This window comes from Desertibacillus haloalkaliphilus, assembly GCF_019039105.1.
Classification (GTDB): domain Bacteria; phylum Bacillota; class Bacilli; order Bacillales; family KJ1-10-99; genus Desertibacillus; species Desertibacillus haloalkaliphilus.
Genome location: NZ_JAHPIV010000022.1, coordinates 1 through 25,962, shown reverse-complemented (window position 1 = coordinate 25,962; position 25,962 = coordinate 1). Strand labels below are relative to the sequence as shown.

At 39.9% G+C, this 25,962-nt stretch carries 28 protein-coding genes and 1 tRNA gene; 25 read left to right on the top strand and 4 right to left on the bottom strand.

Annotated features, from left to right (window positions below):
* Positions 1-51: 51 nt before the first annotated feature.
* The 3 genes from KH400_RS19395 (at position 52) to KH400_RS19385 (ending at position 2,387) form a co-directional block, all read left to right on the top strand.
* A complete protein-coding gene (locus tag KH400_RS19395; RefSeq protein ID WP_217227528.1) occupies positions 52-1,365 on the top strand; it encodes a S8 family peptidase in 1,314 nt (437 codons plus the stop codon).
* 238 nt (positions 1,366-1,603) lie between these two features.
* Positions 1,604-2,026, top strand: coding sequence for a universal stress protein (locus KH400_RS19390; protein WP_312889285.1), 423 nt, complete (start codon positions 1,604-1,606; stop codon positions 2,024-2,026).
* A gap of 217 nt (positions 2,027-2,243) precedes the next feature.
* Entirely contained in the window at positions 2,244-2,387 is a 144-nt protein-coding gene (locus KH400_RS19385) for a BH0509 family protein (RefSeq protein WP_217227527.1), read from the top strand.
* Between the two features lie 732 nt (positions 2,388-3,119).
* Here the strand turns inward: KH400_RS19385 and KH400_RS19380 are convergent.
* Together KH400_RS19380 and KH400_RS19375 are read right to left on the bottom strand one after the other, a co-directional pair.
* Entirely contained in the window at positions 3,120-3,713 is a 594-nt protein-coding gene (locus tag KH400_RS19380) for a YitT family protein (protein ID WP_217227526.1), read from the bottom strand.
* A 133-nt stretch (positions 3,714-3,846) separates the two neighbouring features.
* Entirely contained in the window at positions 3,847-5,019 is a 1,173-nt protein-coding gene (locus KH400_RS19375) for an MFS transporter (protein WP_217227525.1), read from the bottom strand.
* A gap of 179 nt (positions 5,020-5,198) precedes the next feature.
* On the opposite strand from KH400_RS19375, the gene KH400_RS19370 reads away from it, so the two are divergent.
* The 5 genes from KH400_RS19370 to KH400_RS19350 all read left to right on the top strand — a co-directional run bounded on the left by KH400_RS19370 (position 5,199) and on the right by KH400_RS19350 (position 11,228).
* Positions 5,199-5,459: a metal-sensitive transcriptional regulator gene (locus tag KH400_RS19370; RefSeq protein WP_217227524.1), complete on the top strand. Its 261-nt coding sequence runs from the start codon at positions 5,199-5,201 to the stop codon at positions 5,457-5,459.
* Positions 5,460-5,681: 222 nt separating this feature from the next.
* Entirely contained in the window at positions 5,682-6,737 is a 1,056-nt protein-coding gene (locus KH400_RS19365; protein ID WP_217227522.1) for an ABC transporter ATP-binding protein, read from the top strand.
* 225 nt (positions 6,738-6,962) lie between these two features.
* On the top strand, positions 6,963-8,075 hold the full coding sequence (locus KH400_RS19360) for a Fe(3+) ABC transporter substrate-binding protein (protein WP_217227519.1): 1,113 nt from the start codon (positions 6,963-6,965) through the stop codon (positions 8,073-8,075).
* 198 nt (positions 8,076-8,273) lie between these two features.
* Entirely contained in the window at positions 8,274-9,881 is a 1,608-nt protein-coding gene (locus KH400_RS19355; RefSeq protein ID WP_217227562.1) for an ABC transporter permease, read from the top strand.
* Between the two features lie 414 nt (positions 9,882-10,295).
* Entirely contained in the window at positions 10,296-11,228 is a 933-nt protein-coding gene (locus KH400_RS19350) for a metal ABC transporter substrate-binding protein (protein ID WP_217227518.1), read from the top strand.
* Between the two features lie 106 nt (positions 11,229-11,334).
* Here the strand turns inward: KH400_RS19350 and KH400_RS19345 are convergent, their stop codons facing one another.
* A complete protein-coding gene (locus KH400_RS19345) occupies positions 11,335-12,081 on the bottom strand; it encodes a rhomboid family intramembrane serine protease (protein ID WP_217227517.1) in 747 nt (248 codons plus the stop codon).
* A gap of 156 nt (positions 12,082-12,237) precedes the next feature.
* Between KH400_RS19345 and acpS the strand changes: the two genes are divergently transcribed.
* The 15 genes from acpS to KH400_RS19270 all read left to right on the top strand — a co-directional run bounded on the left by acpS (position 12,238) and on the right by KH400_RS19270 (position 25,021).
* Positions 12,238-12,597 carry a holo-ACP synthase gene (gene acpS, locus KH400_RS19340; protein ID WP_217227516.1) on the top strand — a complete coding sequence of 120 codons (360 nt, stop codon included), beginning with the start codon at positions 12,238-12,240 and terminating at the stop codon, positions 12,595-12,597.
* Positions 12,598-12,655: 58 nt separating this feature from the next.
* Positions 12,656-14,191, top strand: a complete 1,536-nt coding sequence (locus KH400_RS19335) for an NAD(P)H-hydrate dehydratase (RefSeq protein ID WP_217227515.1) — start codon at positions 12,656-12,658, stop codon at positions 14,189-14,191.
* Positions 14,192-14,250: 59 nt separating this feature from the next.
* Entirely contained in the window at positions 14,251-15,264 is a 1,014-nt protein-coding gene (locus KH400_RS19330; protein WP_217227514.1) for a LolA family protein, read from the top strand.
* Between the two features lie 291 nt (positions 15,265-15,555).
* Complete coding sequence (gene alr / locus KH400_RS19325; protein ID WP_217227512.1) at positions 15,556-16,731, top strand: alanine racemase; 1,176 nt, start codon at positions 15,556-15,558, stop codon at positions 16,729-16,731.
* 200 nt (positions 16,732-16,931) lie between these two features.
* A complete protein-coding gene (locus KH400_RS19320; protein WP_246589877.1) occupies positions 16,932-17,183 on the top strand; it encodes a CopG family ribbon-helix-helix protein in 252 nt (83 codons plus the stop codon).
* Between the two features lie 3 nt (positions 17,184-17,186).
* The gene (locus tag KH400_RS19315; protein ID WP_026675763.1) at positions 17,187-17,537 is read left to right on the top strand and encodes a type II toxin-antitoxin system PemK/MazF family toxin; all 351 of its coding nucleotides are present in this window, start codon (positions 17,187-17,189) and stop codon (positions 17,535-17,537) included.
* Positions 17,538-17,803: 266 nt separating this feature from the next.
* A complete protein-coding gene (rsbRA, locus tag KH400_RS19310; RefSeq protein ID WP_217227509.1) occupies positions 17,804-18,619 on the top strand; it encodes an RsbT co-antagonist protein RsbRA in 816 nt (271 codons plus the stop codon).
* 15 nt (positions 18,620-18,634) lie between these two features.
* Positions 18,635-18,991 (top strand): STAS domain-containing protein, encoded by a 357-nt coding sequence (locus tag KH400_RS19305; protein WP_217227508.1) that lies wholly within the window; start codon positions 18,635-18,637, stop codon positions 18,989-18,991.
* A gap of 2 nt (positions 18,992-18,993) precedes the next feature.
* On the top strand, positions 18,994-19,407 hold the full coding sequence (locus KH400_RS19300; protein ID WP_217227507.1) for an anti-sigma regulatory factor: 414 nt from the start codon (positions 18,994-18,996) through the stop codon (positions 19,405-19,407).
* A 13-nt stretch (positions 19,408-19,420) separates the two neighbouring features.
* Positions 19,421-20,434 carry a PP2C family protein-serine/threonine phosphatase gene (locus tag KH400_RS19295; protein WP_217227561.1) on the top strand — a complete coding sequence of 338 codons (1,014 nt, stop codon included), beginning with the start codon at positions 19,421-19,423 and terminating at the stop codon, positions 20,432-20,434.
* Between the two features lie 59 nt (positions 20,435-20,493).
* Positions 20,494-20,820 (top strand): STAS domain-containing protein, encoded by a 327-nt coding sequence (locus tag KH400_RS19290; protein WP_217227506.1) that lies wholly within the window; start codon positions 20,494-20,496, stop codon positions 20,818-20,820.
* The gene (rsbW, locus tag KH400_RS19285) at positions 20,820-21,302 is read left to right on the top strand and encodes an anti-sigma B factor RsbW (protein WP_217227505.1); all 483 of its coding nucleotides are present in this window, start codon (positions 20,820-20,822) and stop codon (positions 21,300-21,302) included. Before KH400_RS19290 ends, rsbW begins: the two co-directional genes overlap by 1 nt.
* A complete protein-coding gene (gene sigB, locus KH400_RS19280; RefSeq protein ID WP_217227504.1) occupies positions 21,265-22,062 on the top strand; it encodes an RNA polymerase sigma factor SigB in 798 nt (265 codons plus the stop codon). Before rsbW ends, sigB begins: the two co-directional genes overlap by 38 nt.
* Positions 22,059-22,658, top strand: coding sequence for a SpoIIE family protein phosphatase (locus tag KH400_RS19275; protein ID WP_217227503.1), 600 nt, complete (start codon positions 22,059-22,061; stop codon positions 22,656-22,658). Before sigB ends, KH400_RS19275 begins: the two co-directional genes overlap by 4 nt.
* A 179-nt stretch (positions 22,659-22,837) precedes the next feature.
* On the top strand, positions 22,838-25,021 hold the full coding sequence (locus tag KH400_RS19270; RefSeq protein ID WP_217227502.1) for a Tex family protein: 2,184 nt from the start codon (positions 22,838-22,840) through the stop codon (positions 25,019-25,021).
* 26 nt (positions 25,022-25,047) lie between these two features.
* Here KH400_RS19270 and cmpA read toward each other — a convergent pair whose 3' ends face one another.
* Positions 25,048-25,179, bottom strand: coding sequence for a cortex morphogenetic protein CmpA (cmpA, locus tag KH400_RS19265; protein WP_217227501.1), 132 nt, complete (start codon positions 25,177-25,179; stop codon positions 25,048-25,050).
* A 106-nt stretch (positions 25,180-25,285) separates the two neighbouring features.
* On the opposite strand from cmpA, the gene KH400_RS19260 reads away from it, so the two are divergent.
* Together KH400_RS19260 and KH400_RS19255 are read left to right on the top strand one after the other, a co-directional pair.
* Positions 25,286-25,738 carry a SprT family protein gene (locus KH400_RS19260; RefSeq protein ID WP_217227500.1) on the top strand — a complete coding sequence of 151 codons (453 nt, stop codon included), beginning with the start codon at positions 25,286-25,288 and terminating at the stop codon, positions 25,736-25,738.
* Positions 25,739-25,890: 152 nt separating this feature from the next.
* A tRNA-Asn gene (locus tag KH400_RS19255) sits at positions 25,891-25,962 on the top strand.

The window sequence follows — 25,962 nt, the reverse complement described above, 5'->3', positions numbered from 1 at the left end:
TCTCAGTACATAAGATGAAAATATATGTATGAAAAGTGAGGTGGGGATCTGATGTTTGACCGTTCAATGGTAAAAGTGGCACGCGATTTTGGAGAAAAGATCGATCGTTCGCTACGAAAGAAACTCGTAGGCTTATATAAGCCGATGCGTTGGACGCCGTGCTTTTTGCATGGAAGTTTGGAGAAACTATTTAAGAAAATCAAAAGGTATCCTGTTGTGATTGAGTTTGAAGGTGGAGAAGATACTTTCTGGTCAGGACTAAATGAAGTAGATGAAATTCTCATGCATCATAAGCGCTGTCGACGCACGCATGAGTTTGAAAGGATTTCATGCGGTTCATTCATTTTAACAGCCGAGGCAATTGAAGAACTTTGCTATCGTTGTCATTCCATCAAAAAAATCCATGATGACCGCGAATTCCATGCCTTGCTTGACGTCGCATCTCCATCGATTCATGCCAATCTCGTCAATGATCAAGGCTATACAGGTAATGGTGTAACGGTGGCTGTTATTGATACAGGAATCCATCCACACTCAGACCTCTTAAACCCTGAAAATCGTATCGTTGGCTTTCGTGATTTTATAAATGGCCGCGAAGAACCTTATGATGATAATGGTCATGGTACCCATTGTGCAGGTGATGCCGTAGGAAATGGATATGAATCAAATGGACAATATCATGGACCAGCTCCAGAAGCTAATGTTGTCGGTGTAAAAGTGTTAAATAGTATAGGTTCTGGAACGCTCTCTACGATTATCCAAGGTGTTGAGTGGTGTATTGAAAATAGAGAGGAGTATGGGATTGATATTATTTCTATGTCACTTGGAAGTCATGCGACTGAGCCGGCAGAAGAGGATCCAGTAGTAAGAATTGTTGAGCGTGCATGGGAGGAAGGGATTGTTGTTTGTGTTGCGGCTGGGAATTCTGGCCCTAATCCACAGACAATCGCAAGCCCAGCAATTAGTCCGAGAGTGATAACTGTTGGCGCAATGGATGATCAGGACACAGTTGAGCGTTCTGATGATAGAGTCGCAGCATTTTCTAGTCGTGGACCGACGATAGATGGCCTAACAAAGCCTGACCTATTAGCGCCGGGTGTTGATATTGTTTCCCTACTAGCCCCGGATACAAAATTAGCGAAGCTATTAAAAAAAGACCGTGTCGGTGAACATTATATTCGAATGTCAGGGACGTCAATGGCAACACCGATTTGTGCGGGAGTTGTTGCACTAATGTTAGAGCGAGACCCTGAACTGTCCCCGGATCAAGTAAAAAAACAACTCCTTAAGTCAGCCGAAGATTGGGGACTTGAACCACACACACAAGGAGAAGGCTATATTGATGCTCATGAGGCTGTCTTGTAAAAAAGATGAGTAAAAGGGAGGTCTGTTAATTAGCGGGTCTCCTTTCGTTTTGTCTATAAGACGAAAGAGTACAAAAATAATTCAGTAACGATAAGCAAGTGAGTAGCTTGCTGAATAGACTATCCTAAGTCATTGTAGTGCTTTTAAAGCTAGATTACCTCGAACCCTAGGAACCCCCTCCTGGGCAAATATAAACGATAGGTTGTCAGGTTTAATAGAAAGGGAGAAAGGGGATGTGATGATGTTTGAAAACATACTATTAGCGGCAGATGGTTCATCTCATTCTATTCGTGCTGCGGATAAGGCCATTGCTCTAACCAAGAAAAATGCAGAGTCGTATCTAACGATTGTATACGCTGTAGATGTTTCGGTTGCTAAAGAGGATGTATTACTTCACTGGGGAGGCATTGGGATTGATGAGCAACGGAAAAAGAAACTGCAGGTCATTGAAGAGAAGGCAAAGGCTGCTGGGGTTAACTATGATTTAAAAATTATACGTGGAGAACCTGGTGCAGCAATTGTTAACTTTGCTAAGCAACATAAAACAGATCTTGTGGTAATCGGTAGCCGTGGGCTAAATAAGTTACAAGAGATGGTGTTGGGAAGCGTCAGTCAAAAGGTTGCCAGACGTGTACAATGTCCGGTTCTAATTGTTAAGTAGGATAGATGTTTAGGTACAATTCTTAAGACCATTCTAGGTCTAGGTATTGTACCTAAGTTGTTATAGTACAACCCTTAGACGAATCAGAAAAAAGGAAAGTAAACTAAAGGAATTTTTTTCAAGATGGTGTTGACGCGCATGGTTTATCTGTTATATAATACATTTAACAAAAGATAACTTGTTATGAAACAGAAAATAAAAAAAGGAGCGATTGAATATGAGTCGACAAGAACGGGCAAATATGATTACATTCATTGAAAAGGTGAAGGGGTATGGCAGAAATGAGTTAATGGTAATGACAGATGCCGATATCGAATATATTTACAACAGAACCTATGATCTTTATGAAATTAATGAGTAAAAATATCTGCTAAAAGACTAGTTAGTTCAATCGTTGTAAATAAACTTGCGTTAAAGGGTGAAAAGAAGGGCCATAGGGTGCAAAATCACCTCATGGCCCTTCTTTTTTATTTATATAAACTCGCTTGGGCTAAAACTGTGCTGCTGTTTTTACAGTGCACCCCCAGTCCTCTTCACTTTTTATCATTTACTAGAGATAGCCAGTCCAACTGCACTTGCCTAATCAGACAAGCAACATATCTGCAGTACAGCCGTGGGGGTGTCATTGGTGAGGCGATGAAGGGCAAAAGAGAACTACTATCGCAGAAGTTTACCAATTAGTGAGAGGAGTAAGACTATAGCAATCGTAAAACAAGTAGCAATGAGCCAGATTTCTTCTTTTGTATTCTTTTTGATAAAACCACCTACTCTCCTGAAAAGAATGTCAATGACTATTAGCTTGTTACAAAATCGGCAATCTTTCATCGCAGAAGTTACCGATCGTCCAATTGAAAGTGATATAATAGGAGTTGGAATATATGAGGGAAGGTGAAATTTGTTGAAACTTTCAAACAAGGCTTTGTTTATTCTGATTGCAGCAATAACAGTTCTCTATGGGGTCGGCTACTGGGTCATAGGCCATCTTATTACCCAATAATGAATACAAATGTTGTATAGGCATCACTGCTATTCAAGAAATGATAGAAATCAACTTTTCCCGGGAAATGTTTTGTCGAAAGTGACAGATCATTTCCTAATTCGATTCAATTATATATTTTTTTACAGGGTCAATTGTAAGTAAAGTTGTAGCAATGCCAGTAGCAGCGACAGCGATTGTCGAAAGGACTAACTCTTGAGGTGAGATAACAACAATTCCTGAAGCGACAACAATTAAATCGACAATAAATACGACAATGCCCACATTAATCTTGATAGCTTCTGCGATCATTTGAGCAAAGAGATCGAGTCCACCGGTGCTAATGTCATAGATGAACATTGCCCCAACGCCAACCCCGAGCAAAAGCCCTCCAATGATTGCATCTAGTAATGGTGAAGTTTGTAGAATTGGTAGTTTTACAAAGGAAAAGAGATCGATAAAAAGTGCAGAAACAACAAGACCAACGATACTATTAATAAAAAATGATCGATAATAAACCCATGCATAGATGTAAATGGGGATGCTTGTAAGTAGTATGGTTGTACCAATATTAAATCCCCATTGGTAATGGACGATTAACCCGAGGCCAATAATCCCTCCATCGAGAATTTTATGAGGTACAAAAAAATTATTTATCCCAAAACTAATGAGGAAACTACCAATTAAAACGGCGCTTACTTTCATGAACATAGTTCTATCATCTCCAAAAGTTAAAACAGACATGTTCCAAACATATGCCTGTACATAGCAACTTTATGACAAAGGATGGTTCGGGACAGAACTAGTTAAAATATTGGCTAGAAGTTGACTTCCGTGAAATAAACTACAAATACCGCTTTAGTAACGAAACAACCATGAGGTCCATGACAAGTAGAGCAATTACAATCATGTACATCGTTTTTGGACTAGTTAATGAAGCTATTATTGAGCCGAGAGCAGCCCCAATTAATAAAATGAACGTATAGAGTGAAACTGCCTCACTTTTGTAACTGTGATCTAGAGTGCCAATTAGATGCACTATGACAGGGATGACGACTGCAATCCCACTTACGAATAGTATTGACGATATATAGCTAGCACCTAGGGGTGTGAAAAATAATTCGACTGCTAAACCAGCGATTGACGCACATAAACCAATGATAAGCAGGTTTATGTAGCCAAATTTTTTAGAAACATCATTAAGAAAGGGGATAACAAACATCCCGATCAATCCACATGCACGAAAAAATAGAATTTGTTGTTCATTCGTTTGATGGACCACTTTTAAATGTTCGCCTACTGAAGCATAATAACTAACAAACGAAAGTAATAACGTAATTGTAATCAAGTAGGTGTAACGTAAAGGGCGCTTAAGTATTAAAGCAAACATTTTTGTCCATGTTGAAAGAAGGTTTTGGCGCAACTTAGGTGTTTTTGTTTGCGGCACGTAACATACGACGAGAAAAAAGCCGATAAGGTAAATGGCTGAAAATATAAGAAACATAATAGTCCAATCATATAGAAGAAGAAGGCTAGCACCCATAAATTGCCCGAAGATCCCAGCTGCTAGGAAACCGCTATTCATTAGGGCGAGTGGTAACAGTCTCTTTTCAGGAGGGAATTGTTCTAAGAGATAGGTAAAAGCAACAGGTGCAAACGAGGCTGCAAAAAAACCTTGTAATGCTCGGATGATCAGTAGGGAATGTATAGTTGAAACAAAAGCTAGCGTAGATGTGCAGATAATTAAAGCAACTAATCCAAAAAGAATGATTTGTTTAGGGCGAAATCGCAATGATAATGGACCAAAGATCAATAAGCCAAAAGCATAAAATAACATAAAAATACTGCTAGCCCAGGCCATGGGTGTTGTTGAAGCGGTGAATAAATGGTGGAGGTCGTTAGTGAGTGGAATCATCATATAAATATTAGCAACAATTGTAATCGCTAAAAATGTAAAGGTAGCAGTCACCCCTTTATAGCTTATAGGTTCATGCATTGGTTTTTTTAGATTGGGCATGATGATCTCCCCTTAATTTATAGGTGTCGGTTTATCGTATGTTATCAAAGATAATGCAGTGATTCGTGCGGTTTTACAAATGAGGTGACAGATGTCTAGGGGTGTTAGCTAGAGCTACATTGGATGCTATGGAGCATGGTTTCATGTATAATAAAGTTAAAAACAATGGAGGCATTTACATGGAATATGATGTGAAAGTTAAAAATAGATTAAAGCGAATTGAAGGTCAGGTCCGTGGGGTGCTAAAAATGATGGAGGAAGAGAAGGACTGTCAAGATATTGTCGGTCAGATGGCTGCAATACGGAATGCTCTTGATCGTGCAATAGGTGTTGTTGTCAGTAATAATTTAGAGTCATGTATCCGTGAACAGATAGAAAAAGGTGAAGATACCGATGAAACAATAAAAGAGGCTGTTAACTTACTGGTTAAGAGCAGGTAGCTAATGAGTATGGAGTCACATGAAGTTGTGACTTTTTTTTGAAATTTTTTTCTAGCGGCTGAGAATTCCGACAATTCAACGCTAAGAAATGTTGAAAGCGCTTGCATTTATTGACGTTTGACTTTTTAGTGTGATATAATTCACTTACAATGAAAATCATTCTCATTATAATAATTATAAATTATCAAACGAACTAACTATATTTTCTCTTGGAGGTTTATTATGGGGTTCATTCAGTTACATCAGATCACAAAATTTTTTAATCAAGATTTCAAACCGGCGGTAGACAGTGTTGACCTAGACATTGAAAAAGGTGAAATTATCACATTGTTAGGTCCTAGTGGGTGTGGTAAGACAACGACTTTACGCATGATTGCAGGTTTTGAACAGCCAAGTGTCGGGAAAATTCAAATTGGTGATTTAGTAGTGCATAATGATAGCCGTTCTCTTCCTCCTGAAAAGCGAGGGATCGGTATGGTGTTCCAAGACTATGCCCTATTCCCCCATCTAACTATAGAAAAAAACGTTATGTTCGGTTTGAAAAAAATGAATACCCGGGAAAAGAGGAAGAGAGTGAAAGAGGTCCTTGAATTAGTTGGATTAGATGATTACGGACGTCGATTCCCTCATGAACTTTCTGGTGGTCAGCAACAACGAGTTGCGTTAGCACGAGCATTAGCACCTCGTCCGCATGTGGTATTGATGGATGAGCCGTTTAGTAACTTAGATGCGGGCTTAAGAGAGAAGATGCGCTTTGAAATTACAAATATATTGCGTAAAGCTAACACAACAGCGATCATTGTTACGCATGATCAAAAAGACGCCTTTGCAGTTTCCGATCGTGTCGTTGTGATGAATGATGGTGTCATTCAACAAATTGCAACGCCAAAAGAAATGTACCGTTGTCCGAAAAACTGCTTTGTTGCCCAATTTGTTGGTAAGACCAATTTATTGACGGGTACGCTTTGCCAAGATTTGAAGCATGTAGATACACATATCGGGAAAGTATGTTTACCTCAACGAACTGAAAATCTATTGGACCAAGTGAAAGTTTCGATTCGCCCTGAGGGTTGCCATTTAGTAGAGCAGGGCCGCTACACAGGGAAAGTTGAAAGAGTCACATACAGTGGTGAATACCAAGAAGTTGAATTACGTTTACCATCTGAAACAGGTGTAGCAGAACCAATGGTGATCTATGCGCCTGTGGAACAAGAAGTTGAAGTTGGTTCTGTTGTGTCATTTGATATTAAACCTGAATTAGTTGCCCTTGTTGATTAGTATTATAAAAGTTAACAAGATTGATAGATCATGTGGCATAGGTTTGATTAGCGCTTTCGAACGTATGCCTTATTTCATGTTTAAAAATGAAAGTCTGATTCTTTAAATTTAATTGAAAACCGTTTTCAAATACTATTGACAATGATTATCAATACCAATATAATTCTATTTAGAAATGATAATTAATTTCATTTAGACGTTTAAAACGTAGGAGGGAATATTAAGATGAAAAGAAGCTTTAAACTACTATTTTTTGCAATGCTAGTCTTACTAACAGTTATTGCTGCAGGGTGCGGCTCAAGTGAAGAGACGGATGCCGGTGCAGGTCAACAAGACTCTCCAGATGACACAACTGCAGAAGAGCAAGCAAGCCAAGATGAAGATGAAGGTGTTGTTAACCTTTATACAAGTCGTCACTATGATACGGACAGAGAACTATACGATGTCTTTGAAGAGCAAACAGGTATTAAGGTAAACGTTATTGAAGGTAAAGGCGATGAATTAATTGAACGAATGAATATCGAAGGTGAAGAAACTGAAGCTGACGTCTTTATCACTGCAGATGCTGGGAACTTGCATGTTGCAAAGGAAAATGGCCTATTACAATCAGTAGAAAGTGATGTTCTATTTGAAAACATTCCAGAGAAGTTACGTGATGTTGATAATGAATGGTTTGGTATCACAAAGCGTGCACGTGTAATTGTATATGATAAGGATCGTGTTGATCCATCTGAGCTTTCAACGTATGAAGCACTAACCGAGCCAGAGTGGGAAGATAGAGTTTTAATCCGTTCATCTGAAAATATGTACAACAAGTCGTTACTAGCATCTTTCATTGAGCTTAATGGTGAAGAAGCAGCAGAAGAATGGGCAGCAGGTATTGTTAATAACATGGCTAGAGACCCTCAAGGCGGTGACCGTGATCAGGCTAAGGGTGTTGCAGCTGGTGAAGCAGATGTAGCAATTATGAATACGTACTATATCGGTCGTATGCTAAACTCTGAAGATGCTAATGAAGTTGAAGTTGCTGAGTCCGTGGGCATTTTCTTCCCGAACCAAGAGACAAATGGTACTCACATAAACATTAGTGGTGCTGCTGTTACACAACATGCACCAAATGCAGATAATGCAGTTAAATTCATTGAATTCTTATCTAGTGAAGATGCGCAAGGTAAATTTGCTTCTGCAAACTTTGAATACCCAGCCAACCCGAATGTTGAGCCGGCAGAACTTTTACAATCATGGGGAGAGTTTGAGGAGCAAGATATTGATTTATCAGTATTAGGACAAAACCAGCAAGAGGCAATGAGAATTTTTGACCGCGCTGGGTGGAAGTAGTAATCGCAAGAGGCTGGGACAAAGGTTGGTTTACCTTTAGTCCCGGCCTCTGTTATTTATTGTAGTTTCAATTAGTTATGAATTTCTGTATAATTAATGCTAGTTTTAATTATTTTTAATAGTTGATTGTGATTGCGGTTGTATTTTTGTCTTAAGGATGTGTCAACAGTGAAACTGATACAGCAAACCAAACAACATATGAATCTATGGGCAGTGCTAAGTCTACTATTTATTTCGATTATTATCATTCCAAATTTCCTAATCGGTATAAATTTATTTACTGAGCCTAATGAAAACTGGCAGCATATTAAGGATTATTTATTAATTAACTATACGTACAACACGTTAATTATTGTCGTCTTTACGGCGCTTGCTACCATGTTTATTGGGACAAGCCTTGCCTGGCTTATTACAAGTTATAAATTCCCTTTGCGTAATTTCTTTAAATGGGCATTAATTTTGCCATTAGCGATCCCTGCGTATATGGGAGCCTATACGTATCATGGGATTTTGAACTATACAGGTGTTATTCAAGTAACACTAAGAGATTTCGACATTATGGTGGATCAAAAGTACTTTAACATTATGACGATCCCAGGGGCTATTTTTATATTTACGCTGTTCCTTTATCCCTATGTCTATGTAATAACAAAGGGGTTTTTAGAGAACCAATCTGCCTCTATTATTGAGAATGCAAGATTACTAGGGGGCAATACGTTTCAAATATTCTTCCGTGTCGTCCTTCCGCTTTCAAGAGCAGCGATTATCGGTGGCGTGGTTCTTGTTGTCATGGAAGTACTTAATGATTATGGTGTAGCCAATTACTTTGGAATCCAAACATTTAGTACCGCCATTTTTAGAACATGGTATGGGATGCAAGATCTTGATTCTGCATTAAAGCTGGCAGGAATATTGATGTTTCTAGTTATTGTGATTTTAGTTGCTGAAAAACTAATCCGTGGCAGAAAGAGCTATAGCTCTTCAACGGCAAATGTACGACCGATAGAGCCTAAGCAGTTGAAAGGTACAAATAAATGGCTAGTATTCTCTTACTGCTCCTTCATCTTTTTGATTGCTTTTTTCATTCCTGTTTTGCAATTAAGTTATTGGGCGTTCTTGACCTTCGAAAATGTTTTTAGTAGCGAATTCATTACCTTAGTTTATAATTCTGTTTTCGTAGCTGGGATTGCCTCTGCTATTATTGTTGTTGTCGCCTTAATCATTGGAAACTATACACGTTTGCATCGGGGATTTTTGCCGAAGATATTCTCGCGAGTGATTGCTCTTGGTTACTCGATCCCGGGTGCTGCGATTGCGATTGCAGTGATTACGATTTTTATGAGTATCGATGGTTTGTCTGCAACAGTCGCTGAGTTCTTAAACTTAAATGGGGCGATGGTTCTACGGACGACGCTTGTGATGTTAGTGTCTGCCTATATTATCCGTTACATGGCTGTTGGTTTTAATGCAATTGAAGCCGGATTTGAAAAAATCGGTTCGTCTTATACAGAGGCATCAAGAGGTTTAGGGATGTCGACAATCAAAACGTTCTTTAAAGTCGATATTCCAATGTTAAGAGGGGCGATTTTTGGTGGCTTTATTCTCGTGTTTGTTGATATCTTAAAGGAATTACCGTTGACACTATTTTTACAACCATTTAACTTCTCAACACTTGCAACACAAGCTTATCGCTATGCAAATGATGAAATGGTACACGAAGCGGCATTAGCATCGCTGTTTATTATTGCGGTTAGTAGTCTTTGTATTTTCTACTTTTATAAAATTCTAGATAAGGCATCTAAATAAATATGATACAAAAAGATTAAAGCATAACTTGGCTTTGGTCTTTTTTTTGTGGAAAAAGATATGGATTGAGCTAGCAAGTCTGAATAGTCAGAGAGGAGATGTATGCGTACCTGAACCATCTTAGATTAGAGTTCGATAGTTCGCTAAGGGGAGAAATGAGCGATCGAGGTTGTTGATAAGATTAGGGCGTTATTTGCGTTAATCAAACGTTTAATTAAAGGACCAAGCCCGATTTTTAAAAAGTCATAAAATAGTATAGACATTTAGAGACTTTTATGGAAAAATAAAAGTTGCACATGGGAAAGATTATTAGCTAGTACAAAAACTATTGTTGTCATCAAAATCAAATGTTAGTGCCATTGATATTTGTTAAAGACTTTTTTGGCTAAAAATTAGTATAGAGGAGGAAGACGTATGTTCAAGAGTGATCGTTTCTTTCTGATGGTCGTGTCGATTGTTATGTTTAGTTTGTTCCTTGTTGGTTGTGGGAACGGGGAAGAAAACCAACCGCAGGATGAAGTTGTTACTGACGAAAATGAGGGTTTATATATCGTAACAAGTTTTTCGATTTTGAATGATGTTGTTAGTGAAATCATCGGTGATCGTGGTACCGTTGATTACATTGTACCGATTGGAGAAGAGCCTCATGAATATGAGCCGATACCTAGTGATTTTCAAAAGGTAAGTGATGCAGATGTTTTTTACATCAATGGTTTTAATTTAGAGGAATGGCTCGAAGGGTTAGTGCAAAATGTCGGTGATGTGCCAACTGTTGAAGTTACAGAAAGTATCACGCCTATTAAGTTAGAAGGTGGAGATGTTGATGACCCCCATTCATGGATGAATGTAACGAACGTCATTACAAAGGTAGAAACCATTGTTAATGACTTAGTCGAACGAGATCCTGAAGGTGAAGAAGTTTACCGAGAAAATGCAGCAGCTTACATTGAGGAACTTGAAGAGCTTGATGGTTGGATTGCTGAACAGGTAGAACAAATTCCTGAAGATATGCGTGTTATAGTCGTTAGTGAGGATGCATTTAAATACTTTGGTGAGGCATATGGTATGGAAACGGAAGGCATCTGGGAGTTGAATTCACATGAGGAAGGTACTCCTAGTCAAATGTCACGCGTAGTTGACGTTGTACGCGACAGACAATTACCAGCTATTTTTGTAGAGACGACAGTAAGTAGAAGCTACATGGAGACTGTTTCAGATAATACTGGGGTAGACATTGCCGGGGAAGTTTATACCGATGCTGTTGGTGTTGAAGGTAGTGGCGCTGAAACGTATATTAAAATGATGGAGCATAATGTCAATACGTTTGTTGACGGCCTAACTCAATGAGAAAGTAAGAAGCGATCGTAGCACACAGAAAGTGCAACGGTCGCTTCTTTTCATATGTTATCCTCTGCTGGTTACTTATATGATTCTTGCAATTGGTCGGTCTAGGTTACATAAATCGAACAAGTAGACCGACGAGCACAAGCACTGCAAAACTAATCCAGATGATTTTTTGGACGACTTGTTTATTGACACGACGTTTACGCCAGCGATTTGGGTCAAAACTGACTTCATTATCATCAAAGACATGTCGGTATTGATAAAACGGTCTAGCCTTACGAAGAATAATTGGTGCAAGGGCTGCTCCGGCAATCAAGCCGAACAGGTGTGCAAAAATATTAATGTTTGTATTTACAAACGTCATGACCAGGCCGATGATTAAAATCGTCATGACAACTTGAGAATTTGCTTGGTCAATTAAGTCTTGACGATTTAACACCATGTAGACATAGATGCCAAATAGTCCAAAAATTGCTCCAGAAGCCCCCAGGTGAGGTGGGTAGTTTAGACCACCGATATAGAACGTAGCAATATTAGCAATGACACCCGTTGTGATATAAATAAGAATAAAACGGAACTTTCCGAGCATCCGCTCTAGCGCTGGCCCAAACAACACGAGTGAAAATGAGTTAAACAACACATGGCTTAGCGTAATATGCATAAAGATCGGAGTGACTAAGCGCCAATACTCACCTTGGGCGATGAGAGGATTAAAGCCGATGCCAAGGTTGCGAACCAATGAACCGAACGGTAAAAAATTCATCCAAACAAACAGGATTAAATGAATAGCGACTAGAATCGTTATAACAGGGTAGTTTCGCCTGAATGTGTAGAAACTTTCATTACGAATAAACATAGAAAACCACCTTTTATATGAATACTTAATAATAAGCGATAAGCCAATGAGATATGCTCTCATTTTAGCATAATGAATAGGCTAACGTGTTGAAAAGTTACTATTGAAATGTATGTGAGTTGGACAATATTATGACTAAAGAGGTAGGAACAGCAGATGATTACAGGGATAGGTATAGATATCGTAGAATTAGCACGCATTGATAAGTTAATAAAGCAACAACCACGGTTCGTTTCGAGAATTTTAACCCCAGGGGAACAGGAGACTTATCGACGGTTGCCTCACCATAGAAGCATAGAATTTGTGGCGGGGCGTTTTGCGGCAAAGGAAGCTTTTGTCAAGGCGGTAGGGACTGGGATTAGTAAGCAAGTCGGTTGGCAGGACATTGAAATTAGTAATGATCACTTTGGAAAACCAGTTGTTTCTTATCCAACCGAAGATTATATTCATCTATCAATATCTCACAGTAAGGAGTATGCCATTGCACAAGTAGTCATTGAGCGCTTGTCAAGCTAGTCTGCATATTGTGTGAGTTTGTCTCATATAGTGTTAGTGCGGTTAGGAGGGACCTATTATGCGTGTGGTAACTGGTGAAGAAATGCACCAAATTGACCGTTTTACCATTGAAGAAATTGGTTTAGCAGAAGAGTTGTTAATGGAGAATGCTGGCCAGGCCGTTGTTCGTAAACTGCTGACTTGGATTGAAAAAACCGATCGAATTGCTGTGGTTATTGGAGTTGGAAACAACGGAGGAGATGGATTTGTAATCGCAAGAGCCTTGCAGGAAAAGGGCTACGTTGTTGATACGTGGTTAGTTCCTGAGGAGGATCGAGTGAAAGGTGCAGCTCGATATCATATGGACGTTTACAAGCGATCAGGGTTTTCTCTGTACCCTTATAGCGACCAAAAAGGTACATTCGCAGCGACTTTCCCTCATTATACAGTCATCATTGATACACTTCTAGGAACCGGGGGAAAAGGACCGCTTCGCCATCCGTATAATGAAATTGTAGAAACGATGAATAATAGTCAAGCTGAAGTCATTTCTGTTGATTTGCCTAGTGGATTAGCAGCAAATGAAGGTGGTCAGTCGACCCCTTGCGTTCATGCGACACGGACGATTACGTTACAATGTCCCAAGCTTAGTGCTTATATGTACCCTGAGGCAAATGACTATGGTGAGTTAGAGGTTGTTGACATTGGCATTCCAAACAAAGCAATCGAGAAGGTTGCTCCAAACCGGTCGATTTGGGGCGAGACTGACGTACGACAAACATTACCGAAACGGCAGGCTTCTTCTCATAAAGGAAACCATGGAAAGGTTAGTATTATTGCTGGGTCTCAAGGAATGACAGGTGCGGCTATTTTAGCTGGAAGGGCTTGTCACCGTAGTGGTGCCGGACTCGTTACGTTAGCGGTTCCTGATATCATTCATGACATTGTTGCATCGCAAGTGGTGGAAGCCACATTTAAACCTCTTGCGTCAAGAGATGGAGGGCTCGATGGTTTGGAAACAGCAAATGATCTTCGAGTTGATCAATTTGATGCAATCGCTATTGGACCGGGAATAGGCCGTTGTACTCACCTAGAGACTATTGTTTCAGGATTATTAAAAAACTATACAGATCCTTTAATTATAGATGCAGATGGCTTGTTTCATTTGCAACAACTTTTACCACAGTTAAAAGAAAGAAAGGCCGAGACGATCTTAACCCCACATGCGGGTGAGATGGCTCGCCTGCTTGGTTGTTCAGTTCAAGAAGTGGAGAGAAATCGTTTCTCGTTATCAGAGCAGTTTGCAAAAGAATACGGTATTTATTTAGTGTTAAAAGGGCCATACACAATTGTGACGACACCAAAGGGGCAGCAATTTGTTAATACAACGGGAAATCCTGCGTTAGCAAAGGGTGGTTCAGGTGATGTCCTCACAGGGATGATATTAGCCTTTATTGCCCAGCATCAATCCATTCAAACTGCTATTAATAATGCTGTGTTTCTTCATGGTAAAGTAGCTGACGTTTTAGTTGAGCAAGACTCATCGGTGCTGGATGTCTTGGCGACAGACGTGATTGACACATTACCGAGGGTATTGCGTGCATTTCTATCATAAACCACAGGTCGTAATGGACACCCTCCTTTGTCGTTGAATCGAGACAAAGGGGTGAAACGATGAGAAAAACGTTTAAGATGTTGATCGTGGGTGTAGTTATCATGCTAGTTCTAGCTGCGTGTGGTGAGAAAACGCAAGAGGATATCATTGAAGATCTTGAGAAAAAGTTAGATGGAATGACTGGATACAAAGCCAATGCAACGATGGTGCTGCAGACAGGTAATGAGCCACAGCAATATGATGTTGAGATTTGGCACCAAAAAGAGAACTATTATAGAGTAGCTCTAAAAAATGAAGAGAAGGATCAAAGTCAGATTATTTTACGAAACGATGATGGGGTATTTGTGCTTACACCAGCCCTAAATAAAAGCTTCCGATTCCAAAGTGACTGGCCGAACAATAACAGCCAAGTTTACTTGTACGAATCTTTAATTGAAGATGTTTTAGTGGATGCAGAGCGTACGTTTAATGCAAGTGAAGAACACTATGTTTTCCAAACGAACACGAACTATCAAAATAAAAATTTAAACAGTCAAGAAATTACACTAAATAAAAATGATCTCTCACCAGCTTCTGTTAAAATTATGGATGCTGACTTTGAAGTATTAGTTCAAGTTGATTTCACTAGCTTTGAAATGAACAGCAGTTTCGATGAAGGTGATTTTGGAATGGACCGCAACATGACAGGTGCGCAAATGGAAGTGCCGACAATGGCGGAACCTGATTCAGAGGAGCCGATGACGGTTTACTTTCCTATGTATGAGCCTCAAGGTTCTAGCTTAACAGAATCAGAACAAGTAGAAACTGAAGATGGCTCAAGATACATTTTGTCCTACACAGGTGACAAATCGTATACACTCATTCAAGAAAAAGCACGTGTTGTTCCTGCGACTACACCAATGGATGTCATTGAGGGGGACCCTGTTGACCTAGGATTTACCGTTGGTGTGATGTCAAACGATTCTATTCGTTGGACGTATGATGGTGTAGATTTCTTCCTAGCTTCTGAAGATCTAGATGAGGAAGAAATGATGGCGGTGGCTCGTTCGGTTTACGGAACACAGGTTAAATAATTTCAGCATAAGCAAAAGGGCTCAGGTGATCTACAAGGGAACTGAGCCCTTTGCTTTTGTAAATTTCCACAAGGAATTTAAGTGAATCGTACCAATGAACGCCCTCCTAGAGTGCATATAGAGAACGTTTCCTAAAAAAATGCGAAAATAAGACTAATATCGACTTCATACGTTATAAAATAGACAATGACTAAGGTCGATTGACAACAGCAAATGTGAGCGTAATAATCAAATATAAAGCTAAGGGTTATGTAGAAAAACCTTGGGGTCGAATTCCGAGGAGGGAGCGCGGTGGAAGTTCAGCAACAGTTTTTTCGTGATACATGGGTTGAGGTAAACCTAGATCACATCGAAGAGAATATCAAACAAATAAAAGGTATATTCAAACAGGAAATGAATATTATGGCTGTGGTGAAAGCGAATGCTTACGGTCATGGGGCGGTAGAAGTAGCCAAGAGGGCGATTCGAGCGGGTGCAAGATATTTAGCTGTATCATTCCTTGATGAAGCACTTCAACTTCGACAAGCTGGTATTGTATCGCCAATTTTAGTATTTGGTCGTGTACGTCCGCACGATGTAAATCTCGCAGCGGCTCATCAAATAGCAGTAACGGTTTATCAAGAAGAATGGTTGCTAGAAGCTAAGCAGCATTACACAGCGGACCAGTCGTTACGCTTGCATGTAAAGTTTGACACAGGTATGGGTAGAATTGGAATAACAAATAAAGAAAATGGAAAAGCTGTTATAACGTTAATCCAATCATGCGAAATGTTCGAGCTCGAAGGAGTGTTTACTCATTTTGCTACTGCCGATGATACGGACCTTGATTACTTCAATAAGCAGTATAGCCGTTTCTTAGATGTGTTAGCATGGCTAGAAGATTGGGGTGTCTCTGTTAAGTTTATTCATTGTGGTAATAGTGCCACAGGCTTGCGGTTCCCTGACAAAGTCTTTAATATGGTGCGGTTAGGAATTGCCATGTACGGTCTGTCTCCTTCAGAGGAAATCAAAGAAGAGATACCAGTTAACTTGAAAGAGGCTTTTTCATTACACAGTCGTATTATTCAGGTGAAGGAAATTCACCCTGGGGATGCGATTAGCTACGGTGCCACTTATGTTGCTGCTGAAAAGCAATGGATCGCTACGATACCAATTGGCTATGCGGATGGGTGGTTTCGTTACCATTCAAGTCAAGGAGGCTATGTACTGGTTGATGGAAAGCGTGCCCCGATTGTTGGCAGAGTATGTATGGACCAGTGTATGGTACGTTTACCATATGAGGTCGAGGTAGGAACTGTTGCAACATTAATTGGTTCTCAACAAGATGAACGAATTACAGTGGACCAAGTCGCAAAGAGATTGGAAACAATTAACTATGAAATTCCATGTATGATTGGAAGTCGTGTGCCAAGGATATTTATTGAAGAACAAAAAATCATTGCCATCAGAAATGGAATCCGGCTCTAATATCGCAGCGATTCAATTGCAAATTGTTTTCTTGAGAAGGGAAACTAAGAAATTTGACGAATATCAGATAAGGAGAAACATCAGAACAGCTTTGCAAATCATGATTGAGAATGCTATTATTAATTGTGGAACGTAAAATAAGGTCGTTAAGGTGTACGTGGGGGTGTTTGCCTGTGTCTGAACAGAGCACAAAACGAATTATGATAAGTTTACCACAACATTTGTTGAATGAGGTGGATGGGATCATTGAGCAAGAAAATGTAAATCGAAACGAATTCATTTATCAAGCTACTAAGATGTATCTTCGAGAACGGAAAAAACGTCAAATTCGTGAGACGATGCAACAGGGTTATATGGAGATGGCGAAGATTAATTTAAACATTGCTTCAGAAGCTTTTCTTGCTGAGGAGGAAGCAGAGCATACCCTAGATCGCTTAGTTAGTGGGGTGTAGGTTTTGATTGTAAAACGTGGCGATGTTTACTTTGCGGACTTATCACCTGTTGTTGGTTCAGAGCAAGGTGGAGTAAGACCAGTTCTTATCATCCAAAACGATATAGGGAATCGGTTTAGTCCGACCGTCATCGTCGCAGCCATTACAGCGCAGATCCAGAAGGCGAAGCTGCCGACTCATGTTGAGATTAATGCGAAACGGTATGGATTTGACCGCGACTCAGTCATTTTATTGGAGCAAATCCGTACAATTGATAAACAACGTTTAACGGATAAGATTACTCATTTGGATGATGATATGATGAGTCGGGTGAATGACGCTCTGCAAATTAGCTTAGGACTAATTGATTTTTAATAATTTTTTATTGAAGTTTTCAGCAGTGAATATATTTGATACGTTGAAAAAAGTTGCGTCTCTTAGAGTAGAAGCAACTTTTTTTGCGTTGAACAGACCGGGGCGCGACCAACACGATCTCGGTCTGTTCTCTCATTTTAGGAATAAAGTCATGCAGTTGTCTAGTAAAATGTTCCGAACGTGAGCATTCATAAACGTCTTCTTTGCAAGCGTGTGCAATAAATGAAATAATATGACTACATAAATAGTGAAAAGGGGGAGAGCTCATGCAACCTTTTATTGTGGAGTTCATCCATTCGAGAAAGGACGAACTCGTTGAACGTTGGTTGGAAGAGTTAACAGCTGTACGAGATAAAAATCTTGAAAATATGTCAGATGCCGTCTATCAGCATACAAATCGAGAATTTATTCAAACGATTTTACATACCCTTGATGCGGACGTTGAACAGACAGGGGAACGGCTAAGTGAATTTACGAGTCGATTGATCAAGCTTGGATGGCCACTTGGGTATTTTACACAAGGACTGCAAACGTTTCGGCGCATGGTTTTTGAAGCGTTAGCTGCTGAGGAGGATGATGCCAAGAAGGTGTATCGATTATCTTGTGATGTTGAGGAGTGGATAGACTCCATCATTAACCAATTTGTTAATGACTATAATGGATCATGGGAAAGCACAATTAATCTACAAAAGATGGCTTTGCGGGAATTGTCAGCACCATTAATCCCTGTGTTTGAAAATATTAGTGTCATGCCTTTAATCGGTACAATTGATACGGAGAGGGCAAGACTAATTATGGAAAACTTATTAGAGGGTGTCATTGAACATCGTTCACAAGTTGTACTGATTGATATTACGGGGGTACCTGTTGTTGATACAATGGTCGCTAACCACATTATTCAGGCGTCTGAGGCTGTTCGTCTTGTTGGGACTGAGTGCATTCTAGTTGGGATTCGTCCAGAGATTGCACAAACTATTGTCAACCTTGGAATTGAATTAGGGAAATTCCCAACGAAGAGCTCGCTGCAAAAGGGAATCGAAACGGCATTAGAAATGACAAATAAAAAAATGGTAGATATATAGAAAGTAGGGGATATCGTGAGAATTCCAATTTTAAAGCTGTATGACTATTTGCTCATTAGTATTCAAGTGGAACTAGATGATCAAACGGCTCTCCGCTTTCAAGAAGACCTTTTAAATAAAATACATCAAGAAGGTTCATCAGGAGTAGTGATTGATCTGACATCAGTAGAGGTCATTGATTCCTTTATTGCAAAGGTGCTAGGGGATGTAATTGCCATGTCTAATCTATTAGGTGCCAAAGTTGTACTGACAGGTATTCAACCAGCAGTTGCGATTACCTTGGTTGATATGGGCGTTAAGCTTAAAGGTGTTCCCACAGCACTTGACCTCGAACAAGGTCTTGAGAAATTACAACAGGAATTGGAGCGATGACAATGAGTGTTCAGTCCTGCGTCGAGGTTAATAGTGAGTGGGGGATTGTTGCGGCAAGGCAAGAGGGGCGTAGCTTAGCTAAGGACATTGGTTTTGGAAATGTAGACCAAGCGAGAATTACGACAGCAATCTCGGAATTAGCTAGAAACATCTATTTGTATGCAAATCAAGGGAAGGTTTGTATGGAGGTTGTAGAATTATTTGATAAGCATAAACTCAAGCGAGGCATCAAGGTTGTCGCTGCTGATCAAGGACCAGGGATTACTGATGTTCGTCAAGTGATGGAGGATGGTTTTACAACTTCCGGTGGGTTAGGAGCAGGGCTACCTGGTGTGAAGCGTCTCATGGACGAATTCTCAATTGATTCAAAAGAAAATGAAGGGACAACGATTACCGTGGTTAAGTGGCTCCGTTAAAAGGGGGAAGATGATGAGAGATACGTACGTACAATTGCATCGTAATTATAAAAATTTAATTCGGAAATACTTACTACATAAGCGAGAACAAGATCTATATCAAGCGCAACAATTTAGCAAACGGATGCTGGAGAATCAAATATCACCAGAGGAAATGGTTAGTTTGCACCGCACGGTGATCGAAGAGTTGCTCCCTGATATACCAGACGAGGTTAGTGACTCTTTTGAGTTCTTGTTGGAAGTAATGATTGGCTATGGCTTGGCCTATCGCGAGCACCAAAGTCTTCGTGATCGCCAACAAGAGCTAGAGGCTGAGATCGATGTGGCGGCAAGTATGCAACAGACGTTGTTGCCAAGTAGGTTACCGAACGATGAATCTTTAGATATCGGTGTGATAAGTGTACCTGCTCATAAAATGAGTGGCGACTATTATCATTACATTCAAGATGAAAATAACTGTATTGGAATTGCGATTGCTGATATTATCGGTAAAGGTGTCCCAGCTGCCCTTTGTATGTCAATGATTAAATATGCTATGGATAGTTTGCCTGAGCAACGGATGCAACCAGGCGCCTTACTTGAAAACTTAAACCGGGTCGTAGAGCAAAATGTCGATGATAGCATGTTTATTACGATGATGTATGGCTCCTATGATCCACGTGTCCATCAGTTTTCTTATTCTGGAGCAGGCCATGAACCAGGTTTCTATTATCACGCAAACAATGATAGTTTTGAAGAGTTATATGCAAAAGGGCTTGTGCTCGGAGTTTCAAGAAAGACAACATTTCGTGAATATACAAAGCAAGTAGAGGCTGGAGATTTTATCGTATTACTTTCGGATGGTGTCACGGAATGTAGGGATGGGGATCGTTTTATCGAAAGGGAAGAAATCACAGGTCTTATCCGAAAATATATGGATCAACCTGCGCAAGATGTGGTTGAGCACGTTTATAAAGAGCTAAACGAAATGCAAGGCTTTAAATTAACGGATGATTTTACGCTAATGATTTTACGGAGAAAGGTTTAATCGGAATCGATACGTGGTAAAGCATATAGACCAACTGTTGAACGGGAGGGGAAGAAGTTATGAATTTACATTACAAACATAAGCGAGAAGACGATATTTGTTATTTATACTTAGCCGGAGAAGTGGACGCATATACAGCACCTGAATTAAGGAAACAGTTATTGCCACTAACAGAAGAAGAGGGTCAAGTAGTGGTTGTTGACTTATCTGAGCTTACTTATATTGATAGTACTGGACTTGGGATTTTTATCGGTGCGCTTAAATCATCACATCAACATCAAAGTAAATTAAAGCTAGTAGGTGTAAGGAGTCGTGTGAAACGCTTATTTACGATAACAGGGTTAGATGAAGTAATAGATATCGACGAAGAAAGGGAGCGAGCATAATGACACAGATCGGTGATTTCGTTGATTTAAAAGTTCCTGCAAAGCCTGAGTATGTAGGGATTGTCCGTTTGACTGTTTCTGGAATTGCAAACCGAATTGGCTATTCCTATGATGATATAGAAGACATTAAAATTGCTGTTGCAGAAGCATGTACGAACGTAGTTGATCATGCTTATGAGGATAGTGGAAATATAGCTGTTTCCTTTCATGTTTGCGATGATCGTTTAGAGATTATTGTTGCAGACAAGGGTGAAAGCTATGATTTAGATGAACTAAGAGCTACGTTAGGGCCGATTGATGTTGATAAGCCAATTGGTGAATTAAAAGAAGGGGGGCTAGGTCTTTTTTTAATTAATACGCTAATGGATAAAGTTGAAATTAGTGAAGAATCTGGGGTTGTTATCGTAATGACAAAGTTCCTACATAGAGATGGGGTGGAACAGGATGTCGACGGAATCTCAACGTCATCAACATCGAACTAGGAAAAATGAAATTTATCAATGGATTCAGCAATTTCAACATGAACGGACAGAAGAGGTTCAAACAAAACTAGTGAAAGAATTCGAGCCGCTAGTACAATCACTAGCGAAGAAATTTTCAAGGAATGGACCGGAAGTTGATGATGATCTCATCCAAGTGGGGATGATTGGGCTGTTAGCCGCACTTCGTCGCTACGATGATGAAATAGGGAGGAGCTTTGAATCATTTGCTATCCCAACAATTATTGGCGAGATAAAACGGTACATACGTGATAAAACGTGGAGTGTCCATGTACCAAGAAGAATAAAAGAGCTTGGACCACAAATAAAAAGGGCTGTTGAGCAATTAACGAACGAATACCAGCGTTCCCCAAATGTAAAAGAAATTGCCGCGTTTCTAGGAGTGTCTGAAGAGGAAGTATTGGAAACGATGGAGATGGGGAAAAGCTATCAAGCGTTGTCTGTGGATCGTTCACTTGAGGCTGATCAAGAAGGTGGCGAGGTCACCTTATTAGATTTGGTTGGCTGTAATGAGACTGGTTATGAAAAGGCGGATCAACAGATGGTGCTTGAAAAAGCTTTTTCAGTATTGACTGAGCGTGAAGAGGAAATATTGCGATGCACCTACTTTAAGAACCTAAGTCAAAAGGAAACAGGTGAACGACTTGGGATATCACAGATGCATGTTTCTAGGTTGCAACGAAGGGCGTTGCAGAAGCTTCGTGAGTCGATTCGATTAGAGCCATCGGAGTGTATTCAATGATTGATCAATATAGTGATGGCATGATAGAGGCAGTTGTGTATCAACGAGCTAAGCTAGGTAATGACTGTTGCGGGGATGACTATTATATGGTTCGAACCTCTGAATACTTTTTATGTGCTGTTGTTGATGGACTAGGGAGTGGTCGTGAGGCGAGGCGCGCAGCAACTGCGGCAACGTCTGTTATTGAACACAATCATCATCTTAGTGGTCAGAGGATAATCGATCTTTGTAATACGGCCTTGGTAAACAAGCGTGGTGTCGTCATAACGATTGTTAAAATAGACTTTAAGGTTCAGAAAATTTTTTATACGAATGTCGGGAATACCAAATTTTCACTACAAATGGCAAATGGTAATGTCATACGTCCGATTCCGACACAAGGTTACCTTTCAGGAAGGAAGTATCCACTCGTAACACAAGAGTATACATATGATAATGGGACACTGTTTATGGTATGCTCAGATGGTGTAAGTGGGAAACTAGATCGTGAGCTTATAGAAGCCGTCGAGACTTCTCCACAATTGGTATTAACAGAAACGATAAGTAAATGTCAACCGATAAAAGATGATTTAACTTTTATCGTTGGTAAGCTATGATAGAAAGAGCCTAGCATGTGAGAGATAGGCTCTTTTTTAGGTTATATATAGTGAAAAACCAAATTCCTACTATACTAATACCAAATTCTATAGCAGGGACTGTTGTAGAGGTACAGAATTATTTTACTGTGTAGAAACGGAAAAAGGTGGTAAAGATATACGTTCAAGGAGGCCTGCAAATGAGCGAAGTTATTAATACAGAAGCTATGATAAAGCAAATAGCTACGGAAGTGAAAATTTCAGATAAAGTGATAAAAAATGTCATTCAGTTAATTGATGAAGGAAATACAGTTCCATTTATCGCAAGGTATCGGAAGGAATTAACAGGTGGAATTGATGAAGTGGAAATTCGTGACATCACTGAAAAGTGGCAATATGTTAAAAATCTAGCGGATAGAAAAGCAGAGGTTATTCGTCTGATTAGTGATCAGGGAAAACTGACAGATGAATTACAAGCCCAAATTCAAACCTCTAAAAAATTGCAAGAGGTAGAAGATCTCTATCGTCCGTATAAGCAAAAGCGAAGAACAAAGGCGACCGTCGCTAAAGAGAAAGGGTTAGAGCCGTTAGCTGCGTGGTTGTTTTCGTTACCTCGGGAAGGTGACGTCACCAAGGTGGCGAGCGATTATATATCAGAGGAGAAAGAGGTTCAAACTGCAGAAGATGCGATCCAAGGGGCTGAAGATATTATTGCAGAGTGGGTATCAGATGATGCCGATATCCGTAAGCAGATTCGAACATTGGCGTTTAAAGAAGGGAAAGTTGTTTCAAAGGAAAAGAAAGCAGAGGCTGATGAAAAGGCCGTTTATGAGATGTATTATGAATACGAGGAACCCGTTCAAAAGGTTGTGCCCCATCGGGTGTTAGCGATGAATCGAGGTGAAAAAGAAGATATCATCAAAGTCTCGATCTCGTTCCCTGTCGATAAAATTCAGAAGCTACTTGAACGAACATATATAAAAAAGCATGGTTCAATCGCCGTTTCATACATAGAAAGAGCAATTCAAGACGGTTATAAACGGTTAATTGAACCATCGATTGAACGTGAAATTCGTAACGAACTGACAGATAAGGCAGAAGAACAAGCCATCCACATATTCTCGGAGAATTTGAGGAACCTTCTTTTACAGCCACCGATTAAAGATAAGGTCGTTTTAGGTGTGGACCCTGCTTATCGTACAGGCTGTAAATTAACTGTCGTTGATGATACGGGGAAAGTGCTGGCGATTGAGGTTATTTATCCAACCCCGCCACGAAATGAAACCGAAAAATCAAAACAGGTCGTTCACTCTCTGATTAACAAATTTAATGTGGATGTCGTTGCGATTGGGAATGGAACCGCATCAAGGGAGACGGAGCAATTTATTGCTGATACCTTAAAAGGAGTAGAGAAAGATGTCTTCTACTTAATTGTTAATGAAGCTGGAGCGAGTGTCTACTCGGCATCAGACTTAGCTAGGGAGGAGTTCCCAGATTTACAAGTAGAAGAACGGAGTGCGATTTCAATTGCTCGACGCCTCCAAGACCCTTTAGCTGAGCTAGTGAAAATTGACCCAAAATCGGTTGGAGTTGGGCAGTATCAACATGATGTCTCGCAAAAGCGGTTAAATGAGTCCCTTACATTTGTAGTTGAAACGGCAGTTAACCAAGTAGGAGTGAATGTTAATACAGCTTCTAGTTCGTTATTACAGTATGTTGCTGGTCTGTCCAAGGCAGTAGCGAATAATATTGTTAAAAAGCGTGAAGAAGAAGGGAAATTTTCCGATCGCAAACAATTGAAGAAGGTTCCGAGGTTAGGTGCGAAAACGTATGAGCAGAGTATAGGTTTTATGCGTGTGCCTGACGGTGACAATCCGTTAGATCGAACAGGGATTCATCCGGAGAGCTATCAGGAAACGATGAAGTTGTTACAATCTGTTGAGGCAACATTAGATGATATCGGAACTGACTCCGTTAAGGAAAAGCTTCAAGGATTAGATGTCAGTCAACGGGCAATTGAACTGGAAATCGGTGAACCGACCTTACGTGATATTATTGATGCGCTCATTCGCCCTGGTCGTGACCCGCGTGATGATTTATCAAAACCTCTATTGAAAAAGGATGTTTTAAAGCTTGAGGATTTAGAAAAAGGCATGGAACTACAAGGAACGGTTCGGAACGTTGTTGATTTTGGTGCCTTTGTTGATATTGGTGTAAAACAGGACGGTCTTGTCCATATATCAAAGCTAACCAACCGCTATGTAAAACATCCGATGGAAATCGTTTCAGTTGGTGACGTTGTTACTGTCTGGGTGGAGAGTGTTGATGAGAAGAAAGGGCGGGTTGCCCTAACGATGCTTACACCGGAAAAGCAAATACAATAAGTGGTAAAGACCTGCTAACTTCCATGTTAGCAGGTCTTTTTACTTTCAGGGTGTTGCCTCCTTTTGTAGTAAAACCAACATTGATTTAATAGGCGGATTTGATATCGATCTTTTTGAAGGTAGGCGTTTTTTAATTGCTTCTTAAGCCAATGTGGCATATTTAGCCTCCTTAAGCACCATTGTGATATTATTAATACTATATGTGTGTGAGTTTGTCTAAGTTGATAAGTTTTTAGATTTTTTTATGGGGTAGGCGGATATCAAATGGATAGAGAAGAGTTACAAAGGTTAGTTGAACATATTTCCGAAGAAAGTTTTGGGTTACCTTTTAAGCATGAAGCAAGGTTTAACAATCGGTTGCGAACAACAGGTGGACGTTACTTGTTGCGTAGTCATGATATTGAGTTAAATCCTAAGCAACTTGAGGTGTTCGGTTATGATGCATTAATCGGAATTATTAAACACGAATTATGTCATTATCATCTACACTTACAAAACAAAGGGTACCGTCACCGTGACCGTGACTTTAAAGAACTCCTAGCAGCAGTGGATGGTTCAAGGTATTGTGAGATTCTTCCGGACATGAAGCGAACCGTGAAAGTTGAACACCAGTACCAGTGTAGTGATTGTGAAACTGTATATCGAAGAAAGCGAAGAATGGATACGAACCGTTATGTTTGTGGGAAATGCCGCGGCAAGTTGAAGAAAATTAAATAGCTTGTTGACTTCCACAAAAATCGATGATATATTATAAAAGTCGCTGATGAGATATGCGGGTTTGATTAGCGAATCAAACGGATTTTTCAATCAAGTGTTGACTTGGTGGTCATTAACGCTTATAATTATTAAAGTCTGAAGCGAAACATTATTCCACAGTAGCTCAGTGGTAGAGCTATCGGCTGTTAACCGATCGGTCGCAGGTTCGAATCCTGCCTGTGGAG